At 64.3% G+C, this 23,882-nt stretch carries 21 protein-coding genes and 1 tRNA gene; 16 read left to right on the top strand and 6 right to left on the bottom strand.

Annotated features, from left to right (window positions below; genetic code table 11):
* Positions 1-4 precede the first annotated feature (4 nt).
* Positions 5-1,306 carry a dihydroorotase gene (locus AAFG50_RS24395; RefSeq protein WP_028171586.1) on the bottom strand — a complete coding sequence of 434 codons (1,302 nt, stop codon included), beginning with the start codon at positions 1,304-1,306 and terminating at the stop codon, positions 5-7.
* Positions 1,307-1,311: 5 nt separating this feature from the next.
* Positions 1,312-2,259: an aspartate carbamoyltransferase catalytic subunit gene (locus AAFG50_RS24390; protein WP_011087859.1), complete on the bottom strand. Its 948-nt coding sequence runs from the start codon at positions 2,257-2,259 to the stop codon at positions 1,312-1,314.
* A gap of 203 nt (positions 2,260-2,462) precedes the next feature.
* On the opposite strand from AAFG50_RS24390, the gene AAFG50_RS24385 reads away from it, so the two are divergent.
* The 3 genes from AAFG50_RS24385 to AAFG50_RS24375 all read left to right on the top strand — a co-directional run bounded on the left by AAFG50_RS24385 (position 2,463) and on the right by AAFG50_RS24375 (position 5,801).
* The gene (locus AAFG50_RS24385; RefSeq protein ID WP_039185230.1) at positions 2,463-3,221 is read left to right on the top strand and encodes a M15 family metallopeptidase; all 759 of its coding nucleotides are present in this window, start codon (positions 2,463-2,465) and stop codon (positions 3,219-3,221) included.
* Between the two features lie 20 nt (positions 3,222-3,241).
* The gene (locus tag AAFG50_RS24380) at positions 3,242-4,885 is read left to right on the top strand and encodes an acyl-CoA dehydrogenase family protein (RefSeq protein WP_028171588.1); all 1,644 of its coding nucleotides are present in this window, start codon (positions 3,242-3,244) and stop codon (positions 4,883-4,885) included.
* 145 nt (positions 4,886-5,030) lie between these two features.
* A complete protein-coding gene (locus AAFG50_RS24375) occupies positions 5,031-5,801 on the top strand; it encodes a type II CAAX endopeptidase family protein (RefSeq protein ID WP_271554726.1) in 771 nt (256 codons plus the stop codon).
* Positions 5,802-5,968: 167 nt separating this feature from the next.
* Here the strand turns inward: AAFG50_RS24375 and AAFG50_RS24370 are convergent, their stop codons facing one another.
* Positions 5,969-6,892, bottom strand: a complete 924-nt coding sequence (locus tag AAFG50_RS24370; protein ID WP_028171590.1) for an AEC family transporter — start codon at positions 6,890-6,892, stop codon at positions 5,969-5,971.
* Positions 6,893-6,897: 5 nt separating this feature from the next.
* Positions 6,898-7,383: a Holliday junction resolvase RuvX gene (gene ruvX, locus AAFG50_RS24365; RefSeq protein WP_028171591.1), complete on the bottom strand. Its 486-nt coding sequence runs from the start codon at positions 7,381-7,383 to the stop codon at positions 6,898-6,900.
* Between the two features lie 46 nt (positions 7,384-7,429).
* Here ruvX and AAFG50_RS24360 point away from each other — a divergent pair, with 46 nt between their 5' ends.
* Positions 7,430-7,645 carry a hypothetical protein gene (locus AAFG50_RS24360; RefSeq protein ID WP_028171592.1) on the top strand — a complete coding sequence of 72 codons (216 nt, stop codon included), beginning with the start codon at positions 7,430-7,432 and terminating at the stop codon, positions 7,643-7,645.
* On the opposite strand, the gene AAFG50_RS24355 is transcribed toward AAFG50_RS24360, so the two are convergent.
* Positions 7,632-8,522 carry a LysR family transcriptional regulator gene (locus AAFG50_RS24355; protein WP_028171593.1) on the bottom strand — a complete coding sequence of 297 codons (891 nt, stop codon included), beginning with the start codon at positions 8,520-8,522 and terminating at the stop codon, positions 7,632-7,634. The two genes, AAFG50_RS24360 and AAFG50_RS24355, sit on opposite strands and share 14 nt — an antisense overlap.
* A 97-nt stretch (positions 8,523-8,619) precedes the next feature.
* Between AAFG50_RS24355 and AAFG50_RS24350 the strand changes: the two genes are divergently transcribed.
* The 9 genes from AAFG50_RS24350 (at position 8,620) to AAFG50_RS24310 (ending at position 16,765) form a co-directional block, all read left to right on the top strand.
* The gene (locus tag AAFG50_RS24350) at positions 8,620-9,600 is read left to right on the top strand and encodes a nitronate monooxygenase (RefSeq protein WP_028171594.1); all 981 of its coding nucleotides are present in this window, start codon (positions 8,620-8,622) and stop codon (positions 9,598-9,600) included.
* A gap of 17 nt (positions 9,601-9,617) precedes the next feature.
* Positions 9,618-10,694, top strand: coding sequence for a nitronate monooxygenase family protein (locus tag AAFG50_RS24345; protein ID WP_028171595.1), 1,077 nt, complete (start codon positions 9,618-9,620; stop codon positions 10,692-10,694).
* Positions 10,695-10,771: 77 nt separating this feature from the next.
* Positions 10,772-11,059, top strand: coding sequence for an Asp-tRNA(Asn)/Glu-tRNA(Gln) amidotransferase subunit GatC (gatC, locus tag AAFG50_RS24340; protein WP_011087850.1), 288 nt, complete (start codon positions 10,772-10,774; stop codon positions 11,057-11,059).
* Between the two features lie 18 nt (positions 11,060-11,077).
* Positions 11,078-11,290: a hypothetical protein gene (locus AAFG50_RS24335; RefSeq protein ID WP_027547180.1), complete on the top strand. Its 213-nt coding sequence runs from the start codon at positions 11,078-11,080 to the stop codon at positions 11,288-11,290.
* The gene (gene gatA / locus AAFG50_RS24330) at positions 11,287-12,762 is read left to right on the top strand and encodes an Asp-tRNA(Asn)/Glu-tRNA(Gln) amidotransferase subunit GatA (RefSeq protein ID WP_028171596.1); all 1,476 of its coding nucleotides are present in this window, start codon (positions 11,287-11,289) and stop codon (positions 12,760-12,762) included. Before AAFG50_RS24335 ends, gatA begins: the two co-directional genes overlap by 4 nt.
* Positions 12,753-13,055: a hypothetical protein gene (locus AAFG50_RS24325; protein ID WP_028171597.1), complete on the top strand. Its 303-nt coding sequence runs from the start codon at positions 12,753-12,755 to the stop codon at positions 13,053-13,055. Before gatA ends, AAFG50_RS24325 begins: the two co-directional genes overlap by 10 nt.
* Positions 13,052-14,530: an Asp-tRNA(Asn)/Glu-tRNA(Gln) amidotransferase subunit GatB gene (gatB, locus tag AAFG50_RS24320; protein ID WP_028171598.1), complete on the top strand. Its 1,479-nt coding sequence runs from the start codon at positions 13,052-13,054 to the stop codon at positions 14,528-14,530. The genes AAFG50_RS24325 and gatB overlap by 4 nt, the downstream gene beginning before the upstream one ends.
* 1,562 nt (positions 14,531-16,092) lie before the next feature.
* Entirely contained in the window at positions 16,093-16,359 is a 267-nt protein-coding gene (locus tag AAFG50_RS24315) for a hypothetical protein (protein ID WP_028171599.1), read from the top strand.
* A gap of 196 nt (positions 16,360-16,555) precedes the next feature.
* Positions 16,556-16,765 carry a hypothetical protein gene (locus tag AAFG50_RS24310; protein ID WP_011087842.1) on the top strand — a complete coding sequence of 70 codons (210 nt, stop codon included), beginning with the start codon at positions 16,556-16,558 and terminating at the stop codon, positions 16,763-16,765.
* Positions 16,766-16,898: 133 nt separating this feature from the next.
* Here the strand turns inward: AAFG50_RS24310 and AAFG50_RS24305 are convergent.
* A tRNA-Ser gene (locus tag AAFG50_RS24305) sits at positions 16,899-16,991 on the bottom strand.
* Between the two features lie 496 nt (positions 16,992-17,487).
* Between AAFG50_RS24305 and AAFG50_RS24300 the strand changes: the two genes are divergently transcribed.
* The 3 genes from AAFG50_RS24300 (at position 17,488) to AAFG50_RS24290 (ending at position 23,863) form a co-directional block, all read left to right on the top strand.
* Positions 17,488-20,103 (top strand): tetratricopeptide repeat protein, encoded by a 2,616-nt coding sequence (locus AAFG50_RS24300; RefSeq protein ID WP_162185840.1) that lies wholly within the window; start codon positions 17,488-17,490, stop codon positions 20,101-20,103.
* Positions 20,104-20,956: 853 nt separating this feature from the next.
* Positions 20,957-22,564 (top strand): porin, encoded by a 1,608-nt coding sequence (locus AAFG50_RS24295; RefSeq protein ID WP_028171600.1) that lies wholly within the window; start codon positions 20,957-20,959, stop codon positions 22,562-22,564.
* Positions 22,565-22,870: 306 nt separating this feature from the next.
* On the top strand, positions 22,871-23,863 hold the full coding sequence (locus tag AAFG50_RS24290; protein ID WP_039184646.1) for a formylglycine-generating enzyme family protein: 993 nt from the start codon (positions 22,871-22,873) through the stop codon (positions 23,861-23,863).
* Positions 23,864-23,882 lie beyond the last annotated feature (19 nt).

Here is a 23,882-nt window from a genome sequence, read left to right as displayed (position 1 = left end):
CACCCTAGACATGCTCGAAGACCGTCCGTCCGCCGACAATGGTGCGCACCACGCGGCCTGTAAAGCGGGCTTCGTCGAACGGGGTGTTCTTGCAGGGCGATTTGAGCTCGGCGGGATCGACCACCCAGGGGACGTCGGGGTCGATCACGATCACATCCGCCGGGCTGCCTGCGCGCAGGGTTCCACCGGGCAGGCCCAGAATCTCGGCCGGCCGGGTCGACATCGCCTGGATCAGCGTCTTCAGGTCCAGCTCGCCATTGTGCATCAGCCGCAGGCCGGCGGGCAGCATGGTCTCGAGCCCCACGGCGCCGGGAGCTGCTTCCGCGAACGGCAGGCGCTTGACCTCGACGTCCTGCGGATTGTGGTCGGACATGATGACGTCGATGAGGCCGGAGGCGACGGCTGCGACCAGCGCGCGGCGGTCGTCCTCGGTGCGCAGCGGCGGCGACAGCTTCAGGAACGACCGGTAGGGCCCGATATCGTTCTCGTTCAGCGCAAGATGGTTGATCGAGACCGAGGCGCTGACGGCGAGCCCGGCGTCTCGGGCGCGCTTGAGGATGTCGAGCGAGTCGATGCAGGACAGCGAGGCGGCGTGATAGCGGCCACCGGTCAGCGCGACGAGGCGCATGTCGCGTTCCAGCATCACGGCTTCCGCTGCGTTCGGAATGCCCATCAGGCCGAGCCGCGAGGCGAACTCGCCCTCGTTCATCACGCCTTCGCCGACGAGATCGGGATCTTCGGTGTGATGCACGATCAGCGCGTCGAAATCGCGCGCGTAAGTCAGGGCCCGGCGCATCACTTGGGCGTTGGTGACGCTCCTGTCGCCGTCGCTGAAGGCGATGGCGCCCGCGGCCTTCAACAGGCCGAACTCGGTCATCTCCTCGCCGCGCATCCCCTTGGTCAGCGCCGCCATCGGCTGGATGTTGACGATCGCGGTGTCGCGGGCGCGGCGCATCACGAAGTCCACCGTCGCCGAATTGTCGATGACGGGCTCCGTATCGGGCTGGCAGATGATGGTGGTGATGCCGCCGGTCGCGGCCGCCTGGCTCGCGGACGCGAAGGTCTCGCGATGGCTGAAGCCGGGTTCGCCGACGAAAGCTTTCATGTCGATCAGGCCCGGGGCCACGATTTTGCCGGCGCAGTTGACGACGTCGGTGCCCTCGGGGACGCCGGCAGCGCCGATGCCGCGGCGGGTCTCGCGGATGATGCCGTCGGCAATCAGGACATCGCCGGGGCCGTCGAAATCCCTGGAGGGATCGACGACGCGGGCGTTGGCGAGCAGGATGGGACGGCGGTCAGTCAGCATGAGCATCACGCGTTCGGCAAGTTGCGGGCGAGCGCTTCGAGCACGGCCATGCGCACCGCCACGCCCATCTCGACCTGTTCGCGGATCAGCGATTGCGCGCCGTCGGCGACCGCGGTGTCGATCTCGACGCCGCGGTTCATCGGGCCGGGATGCATGACGAGAGCGTCTGGCTTGGCATAGCCAAGCTTTTTCTGGTCCAGCCCGAAATAGTTGAAATATTCGGAGGTCGACGGCACGAAGGAGCCGTTCATGCGCTCGCGCTGGAGCCGCAGCATCATGACGATGTCGGCGCCGTTGAGCCCCTCGCGCATGTCGCGCGCAACCTCGACGCCCATCCGCTCGATGCCGGGCGGCAGCAGCGTGGAGGGGCCGACGACGCGGACGCGGGCACCCATGGTGTTGAGCAGGATGATGTTGGAACGGGCCACACGCGAATGCAGCACGTCGCCGCAGATCGCGACGACGAGGCCCTCGATCCGGCCCTTGTTGCGGCGGATGGTCAGGGCGTCGAGCAGCGCCTGCGTCGGATGCTCGTGCGCGCCGTCGCCGGCATTGATCACGGAACCGTCAACCTTGCGGGCCAGCAGTTCCACCGCGCCTGACGCGTGATGCCGGACCACCAGGATGTCCGGGTGCATGGCATTGAGCGTCATCGCGGTGTCGACCAGCGTCTCGCCCTTCTTGATGGACGAGGAAGACACCGACATGTTCATGACGTCGGCGCCAAGCCGTTTGCCGGCGAGCTCGAACGAGGATTGGGTCCGGGTGGAAGCCTCGAAGAAGAGGTTCACCTGCGTCCGTCCACGCAGGACGGTGCGCTTCTTGTCAACCTGGCGGTTGAGCTCGACATATTCTTCGGACAGGTCGAGGAGGCCGGTGATGTCGGCCGCGGAAAGGCCCTCGATGCCCAGCAAATGCCGGTGGCCGAGGACGAAGGTCGATTTCGATGTCATTAAAACGAGAGCTATAGGCGGGGATGGCTGGGGGGGCAAGGGCCAATGCCGGGGCGGGGAGTTATCCCCTGAGGAGTCTGGTACACCGTCATTCCGGGATGGCGCGCAAGCGCCAGACCCGGAATCTCGAGATTCCGGGTTCGATGCTCCAGGCCGCGCTTCGCGGTCCTGTCGCATCGCCCCGGAATGACAGGGAAGTTTGGATGCGCTCAGCCAAATCAATTTTGATCGCACTTTTAGCGATCGCTTCAATCTCGTCCGCCCACGCCCAATCGCTCCCCGGCGGCTTCGTCTATTTGCGCGACATCGATCCCGGCATCATCCAGGACATCCGCTACGCCACATCGAACAATTTCGTCGGCCGTCCGCTCGCCGGCTACGGCGCCGGCGAGTGCGTGGTGAAGCGGGAGGTGGGGCTGCGGTTGAAGGCGGTCCAGCAGGACCTCGCCGCACAGAACCTGTCGCTCAAGATGTTCGACTGCTACCGGCCGGCGCGGGCCTCGCTCGACATGGTCGCGTGGTCGCAGAACGGCCGCGAGACCGCCGCCGAGCGCCGCTACAATCCCAGGATTGCCAAGACCGAGCTGTTTCGCCTCGGCTACATCGCGAGCCGCTCGCAGCATTCGACGGGGGCGGCGCTCGATCTCACCTTGGTCGATCTCAAGGCCGACAATTCCGGCAAATACGACCCGTCGAAAACCTATGCCGACTGCACGGCGTCGGTCGAGGCGCGGCCGCCGGAGGGCAGCGTGGACATGGGCACCGGCTACGACTGCACGGATACGAAGGGCCATACCGCAGCACCGTCGATTACGCCGGACCAGCGCGCCTGGCGCAAGCGGCTGGTGGCTGCGATGGCCAAGCAAGGCTTTGTGAACTATTCGAAGGAGTGGTGGCATTTTTCGCTGCCGGGGGCAGGCGGGGCGGCCTATGATTTCCCGATCCAGCCGCGGCGGAACTGATTCCGCGCCGGGGAAACAAGATGACTCAGCCCAGCTTCGCAACCCACGAGGTCTTCAACCAGTCGCCGCCGTTTTGGGATGTCGATCTGTTTGCCGTGGACCGGCCGCTGGTCGAGGCGGTCAAGGCCAATGGCGGCGCTAAGGCGGAGCGGGAGCTGTCCGAATTCGGCAAGCATTGGGGCTCGGCCGCGATGGCCGATCGCGGGCGCGTGGCGAACGAGAACACGCCAAAACTGCGCACCTTCGACGCCAAGGGGAATCGCCGCGACCAGATCGAGTTTCATCCGGCCTATCACGAGCTGATGGCGCACAGCGCGCATGCCGGTGTGCACAATTCGACGTGGACGGCGGACGGGAAGCCGGCGGGCGATGCCGCCGAGGTCATCCGCGCCGCAAAATTCTACATCGCTTCGCAGGTCGAGACCGGCCATCTCTGTCCAATCACGATGACGCGTGCCTCCGTCGCCGCGCTGGCGATGCAGCCGGATCTGCTGGCGCGCGTGATGCCGGTGCTGGCGACGAAGAGCTACGACCCGATGTTTGCGCCGTGGTGGCGCAAGCGCGGCATGACGCTCGGCATGGGCATGACCGAGAAGCAGGGCGGCACCGATGTGCGCGCCAACATGACGCGCGCGGTGCGCGACGGCGAGGCCTATCGCATCACCGGCCACAAATGGTTCATGTCGGCGCCGATGTGCGACGCGTTCCTGGTGCTGGCGCAGGCCGACGAGGGACTGACCTGCTTCTTCATGCCGCGCTTTGCGCCCGACGGGTCCGTCAACGCGATCCAGTTCCAGCGCTTGAAGGACAAGCTCGGCAACCGCTCCAATGCCTCGTCCGAGGTCGAATTCGCCGCCGCTTATGCGCAAGCGGTCGGCGAGGCGGGCAAGGGCATCCGCACCATCATCCAGATGGTGCAGCTGACGCGGCAGGATTGCGCGATCGCCTCCACCGGCCTGATGCGCTCGGGGCTCGCGCATGCGCTGCATCATGCGCGTCACCGCAGCGTGTTCCAGAAGCATCTCGCCGATCAGCCCCTGATGCAGGCGGTGCTGTCGGACATGGCGCTGCATGTGGAGGCGAGCGTCGCCCTGGTGATGCGGCTCTGCCGCGCCTTCGACCGCACCCCGCACGATGCGGCGGAGGCCGCCTATATGCGGCTGCTGACGCCCGCGATCAAATACTGGACCTGCAAGAGCGCGCCTAGCTTCCTCTACGAGGCGATGGAGTGCCTCGGCGGCAACGGCTATGTCGAGGACGGCATCCTGGCACGCCACTATCGGGAGTCGCCGGTCAACGCGATCTGGGAAGGCTCGGGCAACGTGATGTGCCTCGACGTGCTGCGCGCACTGTCGCGCGAGCCGGAGGCGGCGATGGCGGTGCTGCAATCGCTTGCCGCCGAGACCAAGGGTTTGCCGGGCGCAGGCGAGGCGGTCGCGTTCATCGACAAGACCTTCCGCCGCGCCGATGGCGAGCGCGTCGCGCGGCTCGCGGTCGAGAAGCTGGCGCTGCTTGCCGCGGCCGCCGCGCTGAACGGCGTGTCGCCGCGTCATGCTGAACTGTTCGCGGCCACGCGCCTCGCCACAACCCACGCCAGCATGTACGGCGCGGTCGAGCTGGAGAGCGGCGACGTGCGCGCGCTGCTGGAGAGGGCGCTGCCGTGAGCTTTTTGCTTCTTTTTTGCCGTCATTCCGGGGCGATGCGAAGCATCGAACTACGGTGCGCCCTTGCGCACCTTGAGAATCTCGAGATTCCGGGTTCGCCCTTCGGGCGCCCCGGAATGACGGCCATCTCAACGAAAGCCTCCTGATGGATTCCCTCAATCCCGAGCATCCGCCACTGACCATGACGCCCGCGGATCACGCGCCGCGCGTCTGGAGGTTCTTCGGTACGGCGCTGTGGGGCCTTCTCATCTTCGTCGCGATGTTCGTCGGCCAGGTCGGGGCGATCCTGCTGCTGGCCGCGCTGCGCGGCCTTCCGATCGACATGGCCTCGATCCAGTCGGTCGGCCGCGAGCCGGCGGCGCTCGCGCTGTCGGTCATCATGGGCCTGCCGGCGACACTCCTCGCGGTGTGGCTCGCCATCCGTATCAAGAAGGCCTCCTTCGTCGACTATCTCGCGCTGCGCTGGCCGTCCTGGATGCAGCTCCTGTTCGGCGCGGTCGGTCTCATCCTGCTGGTGCTGGCCTGGGAGACGGTGTCGCGGAGCCTCGGCCGCGAGGCGACGCCGGGCTTCATGACCGATCTGTTGAAATCGGGCCGTGACAAGGGCGCGGCCCTGTTGCTGCTGATCGCCTTCAGCGTGGCGGCGCCGATGTCGGAAGAGGTGCTGGCGCGCGGCTTTCTCTATCGCGGCTGGTCGGCGAGCTTCCTGCGCGTGCCCGGCGCGATCATCCTGTCGTCGCTGGTGTGGACGGTCGTGCATCTGCAATACGACCTGTACTTCCTCGCCGAGGTCTTCACCATCGGCGTGTGGTTCGGCTACATGCGCTATCGCGCCAATTCGCTCTGGCTCACGATCGTGCTGCACGCGCTGAACAACATGACTGCGGTGGTGCTGACGATGTGGCTGGGGGGCTGACGGAGGTTGCCCCGCATTCCGTCATTGCGAGCGCAAGCGAAGCAATCCAGAATCTCTCCGCGGAGGGATTCTGGATTGCTTCGTCGCATCAGCGCAAAATTGCTTCGCAATTTTGTCGCGAGCCCCTCGCAATGACGAGCAGAGGGAGGCGCCCACAACGACGAGTTTCAGGCCACCAGCGCGATCGCGACCGGCATCGTGATGGCCGCAAGGATCGTCTGCAGCGTGATGATCTGCGCCAGCAGCGGCGCATCGCCACCCATCTGCCGGGCCAGCACATAGGCGCTGGGTGAGGTCGGCACCGCCGCGCAGATCGCGACGATTGCCAGACTGTTGCCTGATAGCCCGAACCAGGCCGCAAGCCCCAGCGCGAGCACGGGCATCAGGACCAGCTTGAAGGCGACGCCGATCGTCGCGCTCAGGCTGGGACGCAGGAGGCCTTCGAGATGCAGGCCCGCACCGGTCACGAGCAGGCCGATCGCCAGCGATGACCGGCTCAGCGCGTCCGCAACCTCATGCCAGATCTTCGGCAGCGGCAGATGGACGACGTTGATGAAGAGCCCGATTGCGCAGGCCCAGATCAGGGGATTTCGGATCACCGTCATGACGATCGCGCGGGCGGACTGTTTCTCCGGCGATGCATAGTGCGCGAGCACGGCGACGCTGAACACGTTGACCAGAGGGATGATCGCGACCATCGCGACCGAAGCCAGCGCCAGCCCGACATCGCCGAACATGTTGGCGGAGACGGAGAGCGCCACATAGGTCTGCCAGCGCGTCGCGCCCTGGAAGATCGAGGTAAAGGCCGGCCCGTCAATATCGAGCCGCGACAGGGCCGGGCGCAGCGCGAGGCACAGCAGCGACATCGCCAGCGCCGACAGCAAGAGCGCGCCGCCGACGCCGGCGACCGGCACCTTGGAAAGGTCGGCCTTCACCAGCGTCTGGATCAGCAGCATCGGAAACAGCACGAAATAGGTCAGCCGCTCCAGCCCGTGCCATTGCGTGTCCAGCCGCATCAGGCTGCGCCTCAGCACGACGCCGAGCACGATGAGGATGAAGACCGGCAGCAGCGCCGCGATTACGACGGCCATGGGGGTCAGCCGTTTCCGGTGCGCAAGTTCGCGAGGCGGTCGAGCGCGCCTTGCAGGATGAAGATCGCGGCGTGCTCGTCGATCACCTCGGCGCGCTTGGCGCGGCTGACATCCATTCCGATCAGCTCGCGTTCGACCGCTGCGGTCGAGAGGCGCTCGTCCCAGAGGCCGATGGGGAGCGTGGTGAGATTGGCGAGGTTGCGGGCGAAGGCGCGGGTCGATTGCGCGCGCGGGCCCTCGCTGCCGTCCATGTTGATGGGCAGGCCAAGCACGAAGCCGACGACCTTGCGCTCAGCAGCGATCGCGAGCAGCCGGGCGGCGTCCTGCTTGAACGCCTTGCGCTGAATGGTCTCGACGCCGGTCGCCAACCGCCGGTCCGGGTTCGACACGGCGACGCCAATCGTCTTGGTGCCCAGATCAAGGCCAACCAGCCCGCCGCGTTCGGGCCAGTGGGTTGCAGCATCGACCAGGGGCAGGATAAGAGCCGGCATGGCATCAGCGCATATCACGCGTCACGCCGTGGAGTGAACCCGGAACATGGATGCGCTGACACTATTCGGCCTGTTTGCCGTCACCGCGATGCTGGTCTGCTATGCGATGGAGGACCGCAGCCACTGGTTCGTGCTGCTGTTCGCGATGTCCTGCGCGCTCGGCTCGGCCTACGGCTTCCTGCAGGGCGCCTGGCCGTTCGGGCTGGTCGAGGCGATCTGGGCCGTGGTGGCGCTCCGGCGCTGGTATCTCAGGCCGCGATGACGTCGTCGTCCTTCTTCAGGCAGGCGGCAAAGCCTTGCAGCGCGCTGTACTGATGTCCGGCACTGCGCTGGATGAAGAGTGTCTCGACGCGCGCGTGCGAGGCGCTCAGCGGGTGGATCGACACGCTGCCGTTCATCGCGCTGCGCTCGACCACGGCGCGCGGGAGCAGCGTCACGCCCATGTCGGCGGCGACGCAGCCGATCATGCCGTCGAGCGTGCCGAGCTCAAACCGTGCGGCCGACGGCCAGCCGAACTCGACGAAGATCTGCTCGAGTCGTTGGCGATAGGTGCAGCCGGTGCGGAACACCAGCGCAGTCGGACCTGACTCCGGCGTGCCGGCACGCAGCTCGGCTAGCGAGCTCCAGCGCCGCGCGCTGACCAGCACCAGCTCTTCGCGGAAGGCGCTCGTCGCCGTGAGGTCGGCATGCGCGATGGGACCTGCGACGAAGGCGCCGTCGAGCGTGCCTTCGAGCACGCCAGCAACAAGGTCGGCCGTTGTTGCCGTGCGCAAGGAGAGGCGCACGGCCGGGAAGCAGCGGTGGAAATCGGCCAGCAGCGGCGGCAGTCGCACGGCGGCTGTCGTTTCCATCGAACCGATCGCCAGAGGTCCCTTCGGCTCGCCATCGTCGCGCGCGGCGAGCACGGCCTCGCGCGATAGCGCGGCCATCCGTTCCGCGTAGGGCAGGAGGCGTTTGCCGGCGCCGGTCAGCGTCATGCCGCGGCTGTGGCGCTCGAACAGCGGCGTGCCGATCTCCGCCTCCAGCGCCTTCACGCGCTGGGTGACGTTTGATTGCACGGTGTTGAGCTCTTCGGCGGCGCGAGTGATGCCGCCGGTACGCGCGACCGCGGCGAAGGTCTGGATATCGCTGAGTTCCATGGCGTCGTTTCGCTTTTGTGATGGCAGCGTTCGCTACAATTCATTTTTCGAGAATGCTAGTCGCGCTTAGTCTCGCTGTCCAGATCGGGGAGAAGCCATGCCCATTGCGACGCCGCTGACGAGCTTGCTGGAGATCAGGCATCCCATCCTGCTGGCGCCGATGGATGTCATCGCGGGCAGCCGTCTGGTGGCGGCTGTCAGCCGCGCGGGAGGCTTCGGCATTCTGGGCGGCGGCTATGGCGAGCGGGCGTGGCTGGAGCGGGAGACCGCAAAGCTCTCCGGTCTGCGTGCGCCGTTCGGGATCGGCTTCATCACCTGGAGCCTCGCCAAGCGGCCCGAGCTGCTCGACATCGCGCTCGCCGCAAAGCCGTCGGCGATCATGCTGTCCTTCGGCGATCCTGCGCCGTTCGCACCGAAGATCAGATCCGCGGGCGCGCGCCTGATCTGCCAGGTGCAGGACGAGGCGATGGCGCGGCAGGCGCTCGACGCCGGCGCCGATATCCTGATCGCGCAGGGCACGGAGGCGGGCGGTCACGGCGCGTCACGGACGACCGTCGATCTCGTGCCCGCCGTGGTCGATCTCGCCGCGGGCCGCGTGCCCGTCGTCGCGGCCGGCGGCATCGCAGACGGGCGCGGTCTCGCCGCCATGATGATGCTCGGCGCGGGCGGCGTGCTGCTCGGCACGCGCTTCTATGCGAGCCAGGAAGCCGACGGCGCCGAGGAGGCCAAGCGGCGCATTTGCGCGGCCAGCAGCGGCTCGACCGTGCGCGGCATCATCTTCGACCTGTCGCGCAACAATGTCTGGCCGGCGCCCTTCACGGGAAGGTGTCTGCTCAACGACCACGCCAGGCGCTGGATCGGCCGCGAGGTCGAGATGATGCAGAATGTCGCCGCAGTCGCGGCGGAGTATGCCGCAGCAAAGGCGGCCGGCAATTTCGATGTCGCCGCCGTGATCGCGGGCGAGGCGGTTGGCCTGATCCATGATATTCCGCCGGCGGCCGAGATCGTCGAGCGTATTGCGATTGAGGCGGAGCACCTGCTTGCCGGCCGGCGCAACTCCATCACGTCCGTCGCCTGAACTGAGAGAGACACACCATGTGGCCTGACCGTCGACTGATCGACCTCTTCAAGACCGAATTCCCGATCGTGCAGGCGCCGATGGCCGGCGTGATGGATGCGGAGCTGGTGATCGCCGCCGCGCAAGGCGGGGCGCTGGGCTCGCTGCCCTGCGCGATGCTGTCGGCGGAGAAGGCGCGCGAACAGGTTGGTCTCATCCGCCAGCGCGTGAAGGCGCCGGTCAACATGAACTTCTTCTGTCACACGCCGGTCGATCTCACGCCGGAGGCCGAAGCGCGCTGGAAGCAGCGGCTCGCCGGTTACTACCGGGAGCACGGCCTCGATCCGGCGGCGCCCATCAACGCCGCGAACCGGGCTCCGTTCGATGCGGCCTTTTGCGAAGTCGTCGAGGAGCTGAAGCCGGAAGTCGTCAGCTTCCATTTCGGCCTGCCGGAGCAGGCGCTGCTCAAGCGCGTCAAGGCGGCCGGCTCTCTCGTCATCTCGTCCGCCACGACGGTGAAGGAAGCCGTCTGGCTCGAGCGGCACGGTGCCGACGCCGTGATCGCGCAAGGCGCCGAGGCCGGCGGCCATCGCGGCATGTTCCTGACCGACAAGATCGCCGAGCAGCCCGGCACCTTCGCGCTGGTGCCGCAGGTCGCCGATGCCGTGAAGGTGCCGGTCATCGCAGCGGGTGGCATCGCCGACGGGCGCGGCATCGCCGCCGCCTTCGCGCTCGGCGCCTCCGGCGTGCAGATCGGCAGCGCCTATCTGCGTTGCCCGGAATCCAAGGTGAGTGCGGCGGGCCGCGCTGCGCTGGCCGAGGGACGGGACGATTCCACCGTCATCACCAATGTCATGACCGGCCGGCCGGCGCGCGGGGTCCAGAACCGCCTGATGCGCGAGGCCGGTCCGATCTCGCCGGATGCACCTCCGTTTCCCCATGCGGCAACCGCGCTGGGGCCGCTCAAGGCCGCCGCCGAAAAGCAGGGCAGGGTGGATTTCACCAATCTCTGGGCCGGCCAGGCCATCGCCCTCGGCCGTGAGCTCCCTGCCGCCGAATTGACCCGGGATCTGGCCAAATCGGCCCTGGCCCGCATGAAGGCGCTCGCTGGATAGGCGGGAAGCCCCGGTTGCGGCGCAAAACCGGCCTCTGCTATACGGCACATAGGTTTTGCCGTGAGAGGCCTTATATAATGTCCGTCGACGCCGCTACCGTCCGCCGCATCGCGCATCTGGCGCGCATCGCGGTTTCCGAGGGCGAGGTTCCGCATCTGCAGGGCGAGCTCAACGCCATGCTCGCCTTCGTCGAGCAGCTCTCGGAGGTCAATGTCGAGGGCGTGGAGGCCATGACCTCGGTCACCCCGATGCAGATGAAGAAGCGGCAGGACGTGGTCAATGACGGCGAGATCGCGGACGATATCGTTGCCAACGCGCCCGCGACCGAAGGCCACTTCTTCCTGGTGCCGAAGGTCGTCGAGTAATTTTTAGGACGTGGTCCGATGTGCCTGCTTTGCGACGATGAGAAGGCCTACCAGGCCTATATGAACTATCTCGACAAGATGGAGCGGCAGGGCAAGGCTGCCGACCCCAATGTCGCCGTCAATGCCGTGCTCGACGAGATCGAGGCGGCTGCGAAAGCGGCCGCCAAGAAAGACGACCCGGCCAACGACAAGACCCTGTCTCCATTCTTCTGCAGCCCGATCAATAAATGACCGATTTGACATCGCTGACGCTCGCCGAGGCCCGCAAGGGTCTCGCGGCCAAGACTTTCACGTCACTCGAACTGACCGACGCGCATCTGTCCGCGATCGAAGCCGCGCGCGTGCTCAATGCCTTCGTGATGGAGACGCCGGACCGCGCGCGCGATATGGCGCGCGAGGCGGACGGCAAGATCGCCAAGGGCGACGCCGGTCCGCTCGCCGGCATCCCGCTCGGCATCAAGGACCTGTTCGCGACCAAGGGCGTGCGCACCACGGCCTGCTCGAAGATCCTCGGCAATTTCGTGCCGACCTACGAGTCCACCGTGACCTCGCAGCTCTGGCGCGACGGCGCGGTGATGCTCGGCAAGCTCAACAATGACGAGTTCGCGATGGGCTCGGCGAACGAGACCTCGTGCTTCGGCCCCGTCGGCAATCCGTGGCGACGTGAAGGCTCCAACACCACGCTGGTGCCGGGCGGCTCGTCCGGCGGCTCGGCCTCGGCCGTGGCGGCGCTGCTGTGCATGGGCGCGACCGCGACCGACACCGGCGGCTCGATCCGCCAGCCGGCGGCGTTCACCGCGACCGTCGGCATCAAGCCGACCTATGGCCGCTGCTCGCGCTGGGGCATCGTCGCCTTTGCATCTTCGCTCGACCAGGCAGGTCCGATCGCGCGCAGCGTGCGCGACAGCGCGATGCTGCTGCGCTCGATGGCCGGCCACGATCCGAAGGACACGACGTCCGTCGATATTCCCGTGCCGGACTATGAGGCCGCGATCGGCAAGTCCGTGAAGGGCATCAGGATCGGCATCCCCAAGGAGTACCGTCTCGACGGCATGCCGGCCGAGATCGAGAAGCTGTGGAGCGAGGGCGCGGCGTGGCTCAAGGCCGCCGGCGCCGAGCTCGTCGAGGTGTCGCTGCCGCACACGAAGTACGCGCTGCCGGCCTATTACATCGTGGCGCCGGCGGAGGCGTCCTCCAACCTCGCGCGCTATGACGGCGTGCGCTACGGCCTGCGCGAGCAGGGCAAGAACATAATCGAGCTGTACGAGAACACCCGCGCCGAAGGTTTTGGCGCGGAAGTGCGCCGCCGCGTCATGATCGGCACCTATGTGCTCTCGGCCGGCTATTACGATGCCTATTATCTGCGCGCCCAGAAGGTCCGCACGCTGATCAAGAAGGATTTCGAGGATTGCTTCGCCAAGGGCGTCAACGCGATCCTGACGCCTGCGACGCCGTCGGCGGCCTTCGGCATCGGCGAGAAGGGCGGCGCCGACCCGGTCGAGATGTATCTCAACGACATCTTCACGGTGACGGTGAACATGGCGGGGCTGCCCGGCATCGCCGTGCCCGCCGGCAAGGACGCACAGGGCCTGCCGCTCGGCCTGCAACTGATCGGCCGTCCCTTCGACGAGGAGACGCTGTTCTCGCTCGGCGAAGTGATCGAGCAGGCCGCCGGCCGCTTCACGCCCGCGAGGTGGTGGTGAATGTCGCAGCGTTCATCGCGAGCCTCGACGGCGCGGCGCCGGCGCCGGACCTGAACGCGCCGCTCACAGGTCTCTGGTGGGCCGCCAAGGGCGACTGGGGCCGGGCGCACAAGATCGTTCAGGACGAGAGCAGCCGCGAGGCGGCCTGGGTGCACGCCTATCTGCACCGCGTCGAAGGCGATCTCGGCAATGCCGGCTACTGGTATCGCCAGGCCGGACAGGTCGCGGCAAAGGATTCATTGGAAGCGGAGTGGCAGCGGATCGCTGTCACGCTGCTCGGGAGCAAGACATGAGCACGGCCACGCACAAGCTTCTCAAAGGCGCCACCGGCGATTGGGAGATGGTCATCGGCATGGAGATCCACGCCCAGGTGACGTCGAACTCAAAGCTGTTCTCGGGCGCGTCCACCGCGTTCGGCGGCGAGCCGAACAGCCACGTGTCGCTGGTCGATGTTGCGATGCCGGGCATGCTGCCCGTCATCAACGAGGAATGCGTCAGGCAGGCTGTCCGGACCGGGCTTGGTCTCAACGCAAAGATCAATCTGCGTTCGGTGTTCGATCGCAAAAACTATTTCTATCCGGACCTGCCGCAGGGCTACCAGATCAGCCAGTACAAATCGCCCGTCGTGGGCGAGGGCGAGGTGCTGGTCGAGCTCGACGGCGGCCGCAGCGTCAGCATCGGCATCGAGCGCCTGCATATCGAGCAGGATCCAGGCAAAATGCTGCACGACCAGTCGCCGTCGCTGTCCCTCATCGACTTCAACCGCTGTGGCGTGGCGCTGATGGAGATTGTCTCAAAACCGGACATCCGCGACGCCGAGCAGGCCAAGGCCTATGTCACCAAGCTGCGCTCGATCATGCGCTACCTCGGCACCTGTGACGGCGACATGGAGAAGGGAAATCTGCGCGCCGACGTCAACGTCTCCGTGCGCAAGCCCGGCGGGCCGCTCGGCACCCGCTGCGAAATCAAGAACATGAACTCGATCAACTTCATCGGCCAGGCGATCGAGTATGAAGCGCGGCGCCAGATCGAGATCCTCGAGGACGGTGGGCAGATCGAGCAGGAGACGCGCCGGTTCGACCCCGACAAGGGCGAGACGCGGTCGATGCGGTCGAAGGAAGAGGCGCACGACTACCGCTACTTCCCCGATCCCGACCTGCTGCCGCTGGAGTTCAGCCAGGAGTTCGTCGACGAGCTGAAGGCGAAGCTGCCCGAGCTGCCGGACCAGAAGAAGACGCGCTTCGTCGCCGATTTCGGCCTGTCAGCTTACGACGCGAGCGTGCTGGTCGCCGAGCGCGAGAGCGCGGTGTTCTACGAGACCGTGCTCGACAAGCTCGGCAACCGCGCGCGCGACGGCAAGATGGCGGCGAACTGGGTGATCAACGAGCTGTTCGGTCGTCTCAACAAGGAAGGCCGGGATATTACGGGCTCTCCCGTCACCGCCGAGCAGCTCGCCACGATCATCGATCTGATCGGCGAGGGCACGATCTCCGGCAAGATCGCCAAGGATCTGTTCGAGATCGTCTGGCAGGAGGGCGGCGATCCCCGCGCACTGGTCGAAAGCCGCGGCATGAAGCAGGTCACCGACCTCTCGGCGATCGAGAAGGTGGTCGACGACATCATCGCGGCCAATCCCGACAAGGCCGCGCAGGTCAAGGACAAGCCGCAGTCGCTCGGCTGGTTCGTCGGCCAGGTGATGAAGGCGTCCGGCGGCAAGGCCAACCCGCAAAGCGTCAACGAGCTGCTCAAGTCCAAGCTCGGCATCTAGCCTCACGCGTTCGGACGAGGTGACGGACATGCTTCGTCACCTCGCTATGGGTTCGCGATGCGACGCTCGCGCGCGTCCTCGGCGGCAATCTTCGTCCCGACGACTGCGATGCGGCGACCGAATCGCCGTCACGCGATTCGCGCAAAACGGCGGCTTGCACGGGCTCCGACGAGCGCTCGCGCCGTTAAGCATGAAAATATTTTCGTTGCCAAAAACTGCGACTCAGAGTCCGCGAAACGCCTTCGCGGGGCGATCCTGCGCGTCGCGACGCGCGTCATCGCGTCGATCACGCGCAATGCGTGAGTGCAGGAAAATACTTTCTGCATAGTGTTTTCTTGCAATCATTACTCTCGCAAACATCGATGATGCGCCCACTCTCCGCGATCGGACGAACACGTCATGCAGTGTGCTTGCATCGCGCTCGCCAAGCGCACGCGCCTTGCTGCGTCAACACTTCTTTAAGCGAGAAGCTGTTTTTTTCGTCGTGTTGGTGTATTCGGGATGAGTGTGCATTCGATCCCCGACTGCATGCAGCGATTAAAGCCATCTCACACATCGGAGGGCAACATGGCCAAGAAAGCGAAGAAGGCGAAGAAGGCGAAGAGCGCAGTGAAGAAGACTGCGAAGAAGACCCGCAAGGTCGCGAAGAAGAAGAAGTAACTTCGACTTCTGAAGTTGCCGGCTCCCAGAGAGCCGGCACGTCATCAGCGCCTCCCAGAGGTTCTGGTCGACGATAGAGGGTGTCGGCGAGACATCAGGTCAACGGTCGGATCGCTCTTTTCGCGGTCCGGCAGAAGAAACGAGTTTTCTTCGTTCGGTGCGGTGCCGGTTCTCCGGTTCTGCAATTTCACAAGCGGCCTTCGGGTCAACGTGAAATCTGGTCCTGACGTGTTCGCCGACGCCCTCGTTCTCTGAGGCCGGGGTATTGCCGGCATTCCCTTTTCATATATTGCTGATCTGGTCGTGGCGTGACCGCGCTGCCGCTGAGCGCTGCCTCGGGGCAGGCGAGGGCTGCGGCTTTGTCGTTGCGCGACGTCCGTGCGCCGTTTTCCCTATTTGCAGTGCCATCGCCCGGCGGCGACCCGGTGCGTCGCGGCTTCTCGATGGATGGGGCGCCCGCCTGCCGCCTTCGCTGAAGCTTCGGCGTTCCAGGACCGCAAGCCCCGGCAGTGCCTTGGCGTAGCCGGGTCATGGGTGACGACAGGAAGTGGCGGAGTGTACGCCACAGCGCCCCGCCACCGCGCGCGATGGTTATCGTTGTCCGAAAATCGCAGGGTAAACCGAATCTGACAAATCGCAGAAGTGCCCGTCAAATGGGGACTTTTGGCATTCCGTGCGCGGCCGCGGCCAAGGCGCGTTTACGTCTGCTTCATCGCGATACTTAAACTGCCATTCAAATTTGCCCGCCATCATCGCTTCCAACAAGCCGGCAAACGGCCTGGGCAAGAAGACTTGGGGAAGAGTTGAGCAGCGCATGATCCCAGAAGGGATCACGCAAATCAGAGTTGGACGGGAGCCGCGCTCGGGGGAACGAGGCGGCATAAGAAAACAGGGGATGCGTTATGTTTCAGGGTACTTTCGATCTGGAGACCGCAACGCCGATCGACGCGAGCGCGCTGTCGGACGTGCTGTTCGAGCGCGGGATCTATTGGGCGAGCGGCCGCGCCGGCCTCGTCGATCTCGTCGCCGCGCACAAATGGTTCAACCTCGCCGCCCTGAAGGGCCGCAAGGACGCCGTGGCGCTGCGCCAGGAAGTTGCCGGACAGATGTCGGACGCCGAGATCTCGGCCGCACAGCGCGACGCGAGGGCGTGGGTTTCCACCCACTAGAGCCATTTCTGTTCCGATGGCATCGGAACAGGGCTCTGGTGTCTTGTTCTGAGATGTTTTCCCGACGCGAACCGGTATCCGCTTCGCTTGAAAACGCTTCGAGCTGAGGATCGCAGCCGGCCCCGTGTTTCCACGGGCGTGCCTGGTTGCGCTGAATCAAGTTCCTTCGTCGTGACGCCGCCTAGACCCGCGCGGCATGAGCGCTGCCGACACGAATGGACAATGGCTGCCGATTCAGATCGCGCCCGACGATTGCGATCTGGAACTCGGACGGCCGCACAAGACGGGCATCGTGCCCTGGACCTTTCCATGCCGGCGCAGGTCCGGCGTCTGGTTCAACGTCTGGGCCGACGAGCCGGTGCTGATTTCGCCCTCGCATTGGCGAATCTGGCGGTCCGGCCGCTAGGTGCGGACACACATAATATAGGGAGAGCGAGAATCGGGCTGAGCTCAGCCGCGCGGATCCCTGCACCAAGCTTTGTCCGGCGCGGCGATCGCTTTCAGGTGAAAGAACGGCAGGCCTTGATTCTGCTGCTGGGTGGCGGAGAGGGAGGGATTCGAACCCTCGATACAGCTTGAGACCGTATGACGCTTTAGCAAAGCGTTGCCTTCAGCCACTCGGCCACCTCTCCGGTGCGAGCCTTATGCCTCTAATTACTTGGGCCGGTCAATTTGTAAGCGCGTGTTTGCGCTCGAATATTCCCAGCGATTTTCGAAATGGAGCCGGTTTGCTTCCGGGGTGCGAACCGTTACGCGCGAGAACGGACGCGGGAGGCTGGAATGTCCGGCGTATGCAGCAAGGATGTTCTTGCGTATGGGAGCATTCTTTCTGGCGTAAGTGGCTGGATTTACTGCAAAATCAGTGCATTTTGTGAGAGGGAGCCTATCGACAGGTTCGAATCCCTTGGCCTTCCCAGCATGTCGGCAATGCATTGATTTTACTTTGTTTTGTGCTGAGTGCCTGTTGCCGCACGTGGAACGAGCTGCTCCCTGATCGTATTCGCTCGGACGGTCCGCCGATTCTGCTAACGATGCTCTCGGCGGAACAGGCGCCCAGCGGCAGAGCCGGATGGGCCTTCGCGGGATCGGTTGCTATGGTCAACGAGTTGAATCGAGGGAGGAATGGGCTTGGCGAGTGAGTTGCAGGCCAAATTTCGGCGTGCTGTCGATGCCTTTCAGGCCAGGGACCTGGCGAAAGCGGAGAAGATACTCGAGCAGATCAGGAGATCCTCCCCGAAAATCTTCGACGTCGAGCACTTCCTTGGCGTGATCAAGCTGGTCCAGGGCCGATTTGCCGACGCTGAGATCCATCTCAAAGCAGCGGTCGGCCTGAATGGAAACAGTGATGAAGCGCTCAGCAATTACGGCTACGCGCTCAAGAGCCTGAATCGCCCCCAGGAAGCGCTGGTCTATTTCACCCGCGCCCTGGCGGTGAATCCGCACAATCCTCTCTCGTACCACAACAGAGGTACGATACTCGCCGAATTCTCGAGGAACTATTCGGAGGCGATCGAGCAGTTCGACAAGGCGGCGTTCTACAATCCGAACTTTGCCGATGCATATTCAAGCAAGGGCAATTGCCTCGAAAAGCTCAAGCGCTATGAGGACGCCCTCGTTGCCTACGACAAGGCGTTGTCGGTCAAGCCCGATCTCGAGCATGCGTGGCTTGGTCGAGGGAATGCCTTGAGGAATCTCAAGCGCTACGACGAAGCGTTTGCCACTTACGACAAGGCGCTGTCGCTCAAGCCCGATTTTGCGAATGCGTGGATCGGCCGAGGGGATGTCTTCAACAGTCTCAAGCGCTACGACGAAGCGCTTGCTGCGTACGACAAGGCACTGTCGATCAAGCCCGATCTCGAGGGTGCGTGGGTTGCCCGTGGCCATGTCTTCTGGATCCTGAAGCGGTATGAGGAGGCGTCGACTGCCTATGACAAGGCGCTGTCGATCAAGTCCGATCTGGAGAATGCGTGGCTTGGCCGGGGCAATGTGTCGTTTGACCTGAAGCGCTATGACGAAGCGTCCGCCGCGTTTAACAGGGCGCTATCGGTCCGGCCTGATCTGGCGGAAGCATGGCTTGGCCAGGGCAATGTTCTCAACGAGCTCAAGCACCATGACGATGCGCTCGCCGCATTCGACCGCGCGCTCTCGATCAAGCCTGACCTCGCGGAGGCATGGCTTGGTCGAGGCAATGTCGCGTGGGGCCTCAAGCGCTATGAGGAGGCTCTCGCCGCCTATGACCGGGCGCTCTCGATCAAGCCTGACCTGGAGGGGGCGTGGATCGGTCGGGGCAATGTCTTCACCGAGCTCAAGCGCTATGAGGAAGCTTTTGCTGCTTATGACAAGGCGGTGTCGATCGAGCCGGACCTGGAAGGCATCGAGGGGCTGCGCCTTTTTGCAAAGATGAACTTGTGCAATTGGGACAATCTGGAGGGAGAGATCGGTCATTTGACGGGGGCGATACGGGCCGGGAAGGCCAATAGCTCTCCTTTTGCGTTGCTGTCGTTGACTGACACTCCCGACGATCATCTGCGATGCGCCAGGGCGTGGGTGAGCGCGAAGCTCCCGCAATTGTCCAAACCGGGTTCAAGGGGTGGGATCCACAAGCACGACAAGATTCGGATCGGATATGTTTCACCCGATCTTCGTCAGCATCCGGTCGGGTACCTGACCGCCGCGATGTTCGAGAACCACGATACCAGCCGATTTGAGACCTACGCCTTTTCGATCGGTCCGAACGACGGCAGCGACCTGCGCAGACGACTGGAAGGGGCCTTCCACCGCTTCATCGATTGCCAGGACAAGAGTGACGGTGAAGTCCTGGAGGCGATCAAGGAGGCAGAGATAGACATTCTCGTCGATCTTGCGGGGCACACACAGAATGCCAGGCTGTCGCTATTCGTTTCCGGTCCCGCTCCGATAGCCGTCAATTTCCTCGGGTTCGCGGGGACGGTGGGCAGCAAGGAGCTGTCGAATTACATCATTGCCGATCACGTCGTCTTGCCGGAGTCAAACAACCAGTTCTTTGCAGAGAAAGTGGTTCGTCTGCCCGGCAGTTTCATGCCCCGCGACAACAAGGGGGAGGCAATCGATGACATAAGGCTCGAGAGGGCTGATCACGGGTTACGGCAGGAATGGATTGTATTTTGTTGTTTCAACCCTGCCTACAAGATCAATCGGTCCGTCTTCGATAGCTGGGTGAATATTCTGGGGAAGGTGGATCATTCGGTGTTGTGGTTGTCCGACATGGGAGAGGCCGCAAAATCGAACCTGCGAAAAGCAGCCAAGGACCGGGGCGTCGATCCGGATCGCCTGGTGTTCGCAAGGCGCCTTTCATCATCCTCCGAGCACCTGGCGCGGCATCGCCTTGCCGACCTCTTCCTGGATACGCTGCCCTACAACGCACATACGACGGCGAGCGATGCGCTGTGGGCCGGCCTGCCGGTCGTGACGCAAATTGGAAACAGTTTCGCAGGCCGCGTCGCGGCGAGCTTGCTCAACGCAGTCGGCTTGCCCGAATTGGTCGCGCGAACACGCGACGAATATGAAGCGCTCGCAATCGAGCTGGCGCTGAACAGGCAAAAGCTCCAGGGGATTCGCGAGAGGCTGCGAGAGAACCGTTTGACGACATCGTTGTTCGATGCGGCGCGCTATACCAGGCACCTGGAAGCGGCCTACGAGGCCATGCATCAACGGCATCAGGCGGGACTTCCGCCGGATCACATCGACATTCGACCGCTCGGATGAGGAAGGCTGCCTATGCGCGTCTGCTGTTGCTCGTGCAGACCACCAGGCCGCGCTTAACTCCGGCCATGCCGTCTCCAGTCGCCTTATCCCGAATGCCGATATTCCTGTCTTTCGTTGGCCTGACCGATGATCGCGTAGCTTCGTTCATCTTTGACCGGCGACCTGTCGTCACGCCCTGCCGTGCGGCGGAGGCGCGCCGGTTAAACTGGGTTTCCTCGCGGGTTCCCGCCGCCCGCCCGGAATGAAGAACCCGGACCCCGGCTGAGGAAGAAGAGGGGCTGGCGAGACTCCGTCGCCGCCGGCCGGGGGCGACCGTTTCGGCCTGCCGCGTGACATCCCGGCGCCGATGTTGCCGTGGTCGCGCTCTTTCCAGATCAGTCGATTCTTGAAGGGGCGGCGGATCCTGCCAAGTCGCTCGCCGATTCTACGATTCGATGGCGCCAGACCGCAGCTTCGCGACGCCCGTCCCCGCGGCGCCCCAGGTGAGGAATTTCGATGGCAGTCGGAACCGTCCTAAAAACCACAGTAAAAACAATATGTTGCGAGGCCGTTCTGATCACATCTGCGTGTTATTTGTGCAACACCCATCGGAAAACGCGCTCCATTGGCCCGTTTCGGAGCGTTCTGTTGTTGTGTGTGCAAGGACGTTCGGTAATTGTGACTGAGCGACGGAGGGGGGCATCCCGAGGTCGTCCCGTTTTAGGTGGTTCGCTTAAGTCCCTCGCGTTCAGCGGGTGTGTCCGAAGGCGCGAAGCGACTAAGCGGTGAGTTAAGGGACAAGGGAACCAACCTTAGGGTGTCTTCACCCAGCGGATCCGGAACCTTCCCTATAGAGCAAACTTGGAGGTTTAACATGAAGTTGGTTAAGAGCCTTTTGCTCGGTTCAGCGGCGGGTCTGATCGCCGTTGGCGGAGCACAGGCAGCCGATCTCCCCGTGAAGGCCAAAGCGGTCGAATACGTGAAGATCTGCTCCCTGTACGGTGCCGGATTCTACTACATCCCGGGCACTGACACCTGCATCAAGCTGGGTGGTTACCTGCGCGCTGAAGTCGCGCTGGGCACCAACTCGGACTTCACCCTGAATCAGAACGTCTCGACCCAGGGCGCCAACGGTGCACGCAACCGTCTGACGAACTACTACACCGCTCGCGCTCGTGAAGACCTCAACATCGACACGCGCACCGCGACCGAATACGGCGTGGTCCGCACCTTCTTCGATGGCGTGTTCTCCTGGACGACCGGCAACTACGTCGGCACCGGCAGCGCGACCGGCACCACCGCCTACAGCGGCGCGCTGGCGACTGCCACGACCCCTGGCGCGACCACCACGTCGCTCTTTGGCTCGGGCGGTGGCTCGGTGAACGGCACCGACGGCAACACCTCGGCCGGTTCGCTCGGCGTGTACTACGCCTTCATCCAGTTCGCCGGCTTCACCATGGGTAAGGCCGTGTCGCAGTTCGACGCGCCCTGGACCAACTATCCCGGCAACAACTTCGACGGTCTCGTCGGCGGCAGCGGCACGGTCACTGGTATCAACCAGTTCTCGTACACCGCTGACTTCGGGCAGGGCATCACGGCGGCGTTCTCGGCGGAAGATCCGACCTCGTACATGCAGGCCGGCAATCTCAACATGACCGGCGCGACCGCGTCCAGCGTGCTCGGTGCCTCCTACGGCTCCAACGCCATCGGCGGTTCGCGTTCGCCGAACCTCGTCGCTATGGTGCGTGTCGACCAGGCCTGGGGCCTGTTCCAGGCATCGGTTGCGGCCAAGGACAACCACGTCGCTTACTACGGCGCCACCGAGCCGACTGGCCACCCCGACGACAAGTGGGGTTGGGCGGTTCAGCTCGCTCTGTCGATCAAGAACATCCCGACTGGTGCGGGTGACGTGATCAACATCTCGGGCGTCTACACCGATGGCGCGACCCGCTACAACTTCCAGAACCTCGCGGGCAGCACCTACGTGATGTTCGGCAGTTCGGGCACCGCCTACCAGAGCCTCGGCTACGCCTCGGCTCCGGACACCGTGTTCATCACGGGTAGCTCGCAGGAAACCGTCAAGACCTGGGGCTTCCGCGGTGCTTACACCCATAACTGGGATCCGTACTGGAACACGGCGATCTACGGTGCTTACGCTCAGGCGCAGTTCGGCACCTTGGCCAAGACCACGCTTTGCGGCGCTGGTGGTGCTGGTGGTGGCGTGATCGGTGCTGGGTTCGCCGGCGTGACTGCCTGTAACCCGGACTTCGCGATCGGCCAGGTGGGCATCATCACCCGCTGGACCCCGGTCAAGAACCTGACGTTCTCGGCTGACCTTGCCTGGACCCATCTCGACCAGAAGTATGCTGGTACGGTGACCCCGGCCGCTCTGGTCCCCGTTCCCGCCAAGCCGGTCGCGGCCTACGAGCTGAAGGATCAGAACTCGCTCGTTATGCTCCTCCGCGCTCAGCGCAACTGGTAAGTTCGGTCTAACGACCTGACAGAGAGCCCCGGCGGGAAACCGCCGGGGCTTTTCTTTTGGTGCATGGCTTTGCGCCCCAGCAATGTCGGCCGAGCCGGCGCGTCGCTTCCGTGACCGGTCGCGTGCACGCCTCAGGTCGCGGCCGCTGCTCAAGCCGGACGACGGCGCATGTCCGGCGCTTGCCACCGATGCTCTCGGCAGCGACTCTCTGCGCTGTCTGCTTATGGCCCTGAAACGGACCATTGATCTGGATCAACCCGGAGGAGTGCCACCAGGCCGCTGATGCGATGGCCCCCGGGGGTCGTCATGTATCTGGCTGATACGAAATCGTTGTCTGGCTCCGGACAATCGTTCGAAGATCCAGCAGGTGAGGGGATGCTTTATGTGCCGGGCGGCACGTTTCGCATGGGTTCGGATCGGCATTATCCGGAGGAAGCGCCGGCCCATCTCGTTACCGTTGACGGATTCTGGATGGATCGCACGCCGGTCACCAACCGCCAATTCCGCAAATTCGTGAACGCGACCGGCTACGTCACTTTCGCCGAAATTACACCTGATGCGAAGGACTATCCGGGCGCTCTGCCGCACATGCTCAAGGCCGGGTCACTGGTCTTCACGCCGCCTAAGCGAGCCGTAGATTTGCGCAACTGGGGGCACTGGTGGACGTTCAAATTCGGCGCCGACTGGCGCCGTCCCTATGGTCCGCGCAGCAATATCAGCGGGCTCGACGACCACCCGGTCGTCCACGTCGCCTACCGCGACGTCGAAGCCTATGCCAAATGGGCCGGCAAGGAATTGCCGACCGAGGCCGAATGGGAATTCGCCGCACGCGGCGGACTGGACGGCGCGGAATTCGCCTGGGGTGACGAGCAATTCCCCGGCGGCAGGCATATGGCAAACACCTGGCAGGGCAATTTCCCGCACCAGAATCTCGCGGCTGATGGCTTCGAACGTACTTCGCCCGTCACCGCATTCCCGGCCAACGGGTACGGCTTGCACGACATGATCGGCAATGTCTGGGAATGGACGGCCGATTGGTATTCGCAGAAGCACGAAGCCGACGCCCCGAAAGTCTGCTGCATCCCGAACAATCCTCGCGGCGGGCCCGAGGGCGCGAGCTACGATTCTTGTCAGCCGAACCTCAGGATTCCACGCAAGGTGCTTAAAGGCGGCTCGCATCTTTGCGCTCCCAGCTACTGCCGCCGCTATCGTCCGGCCGCGCGTCGTGCCGAGCCGATCGACACCTCAGCAAGCCATGTCGGCTTCAGGTGCATCGCCAGGAAGAGGATCACGTCATGAGTAACGATCGGATTCCGGA

The organism is Bradyrhizobium sp. B039, assembly GCF_038965675.1.
In the GTDB taxonomy this organism is placed as follows: Bacteria; Pseudomonadota; Alphaproteobacteria; order Rhizobiales; family Xanthobacteraceae; genus Bradyrhizobium; species Bradyrhizobium diazoefficiens.
This window is presented reverse-complemented; position numbering and strand designations above follow the sequence as displayed.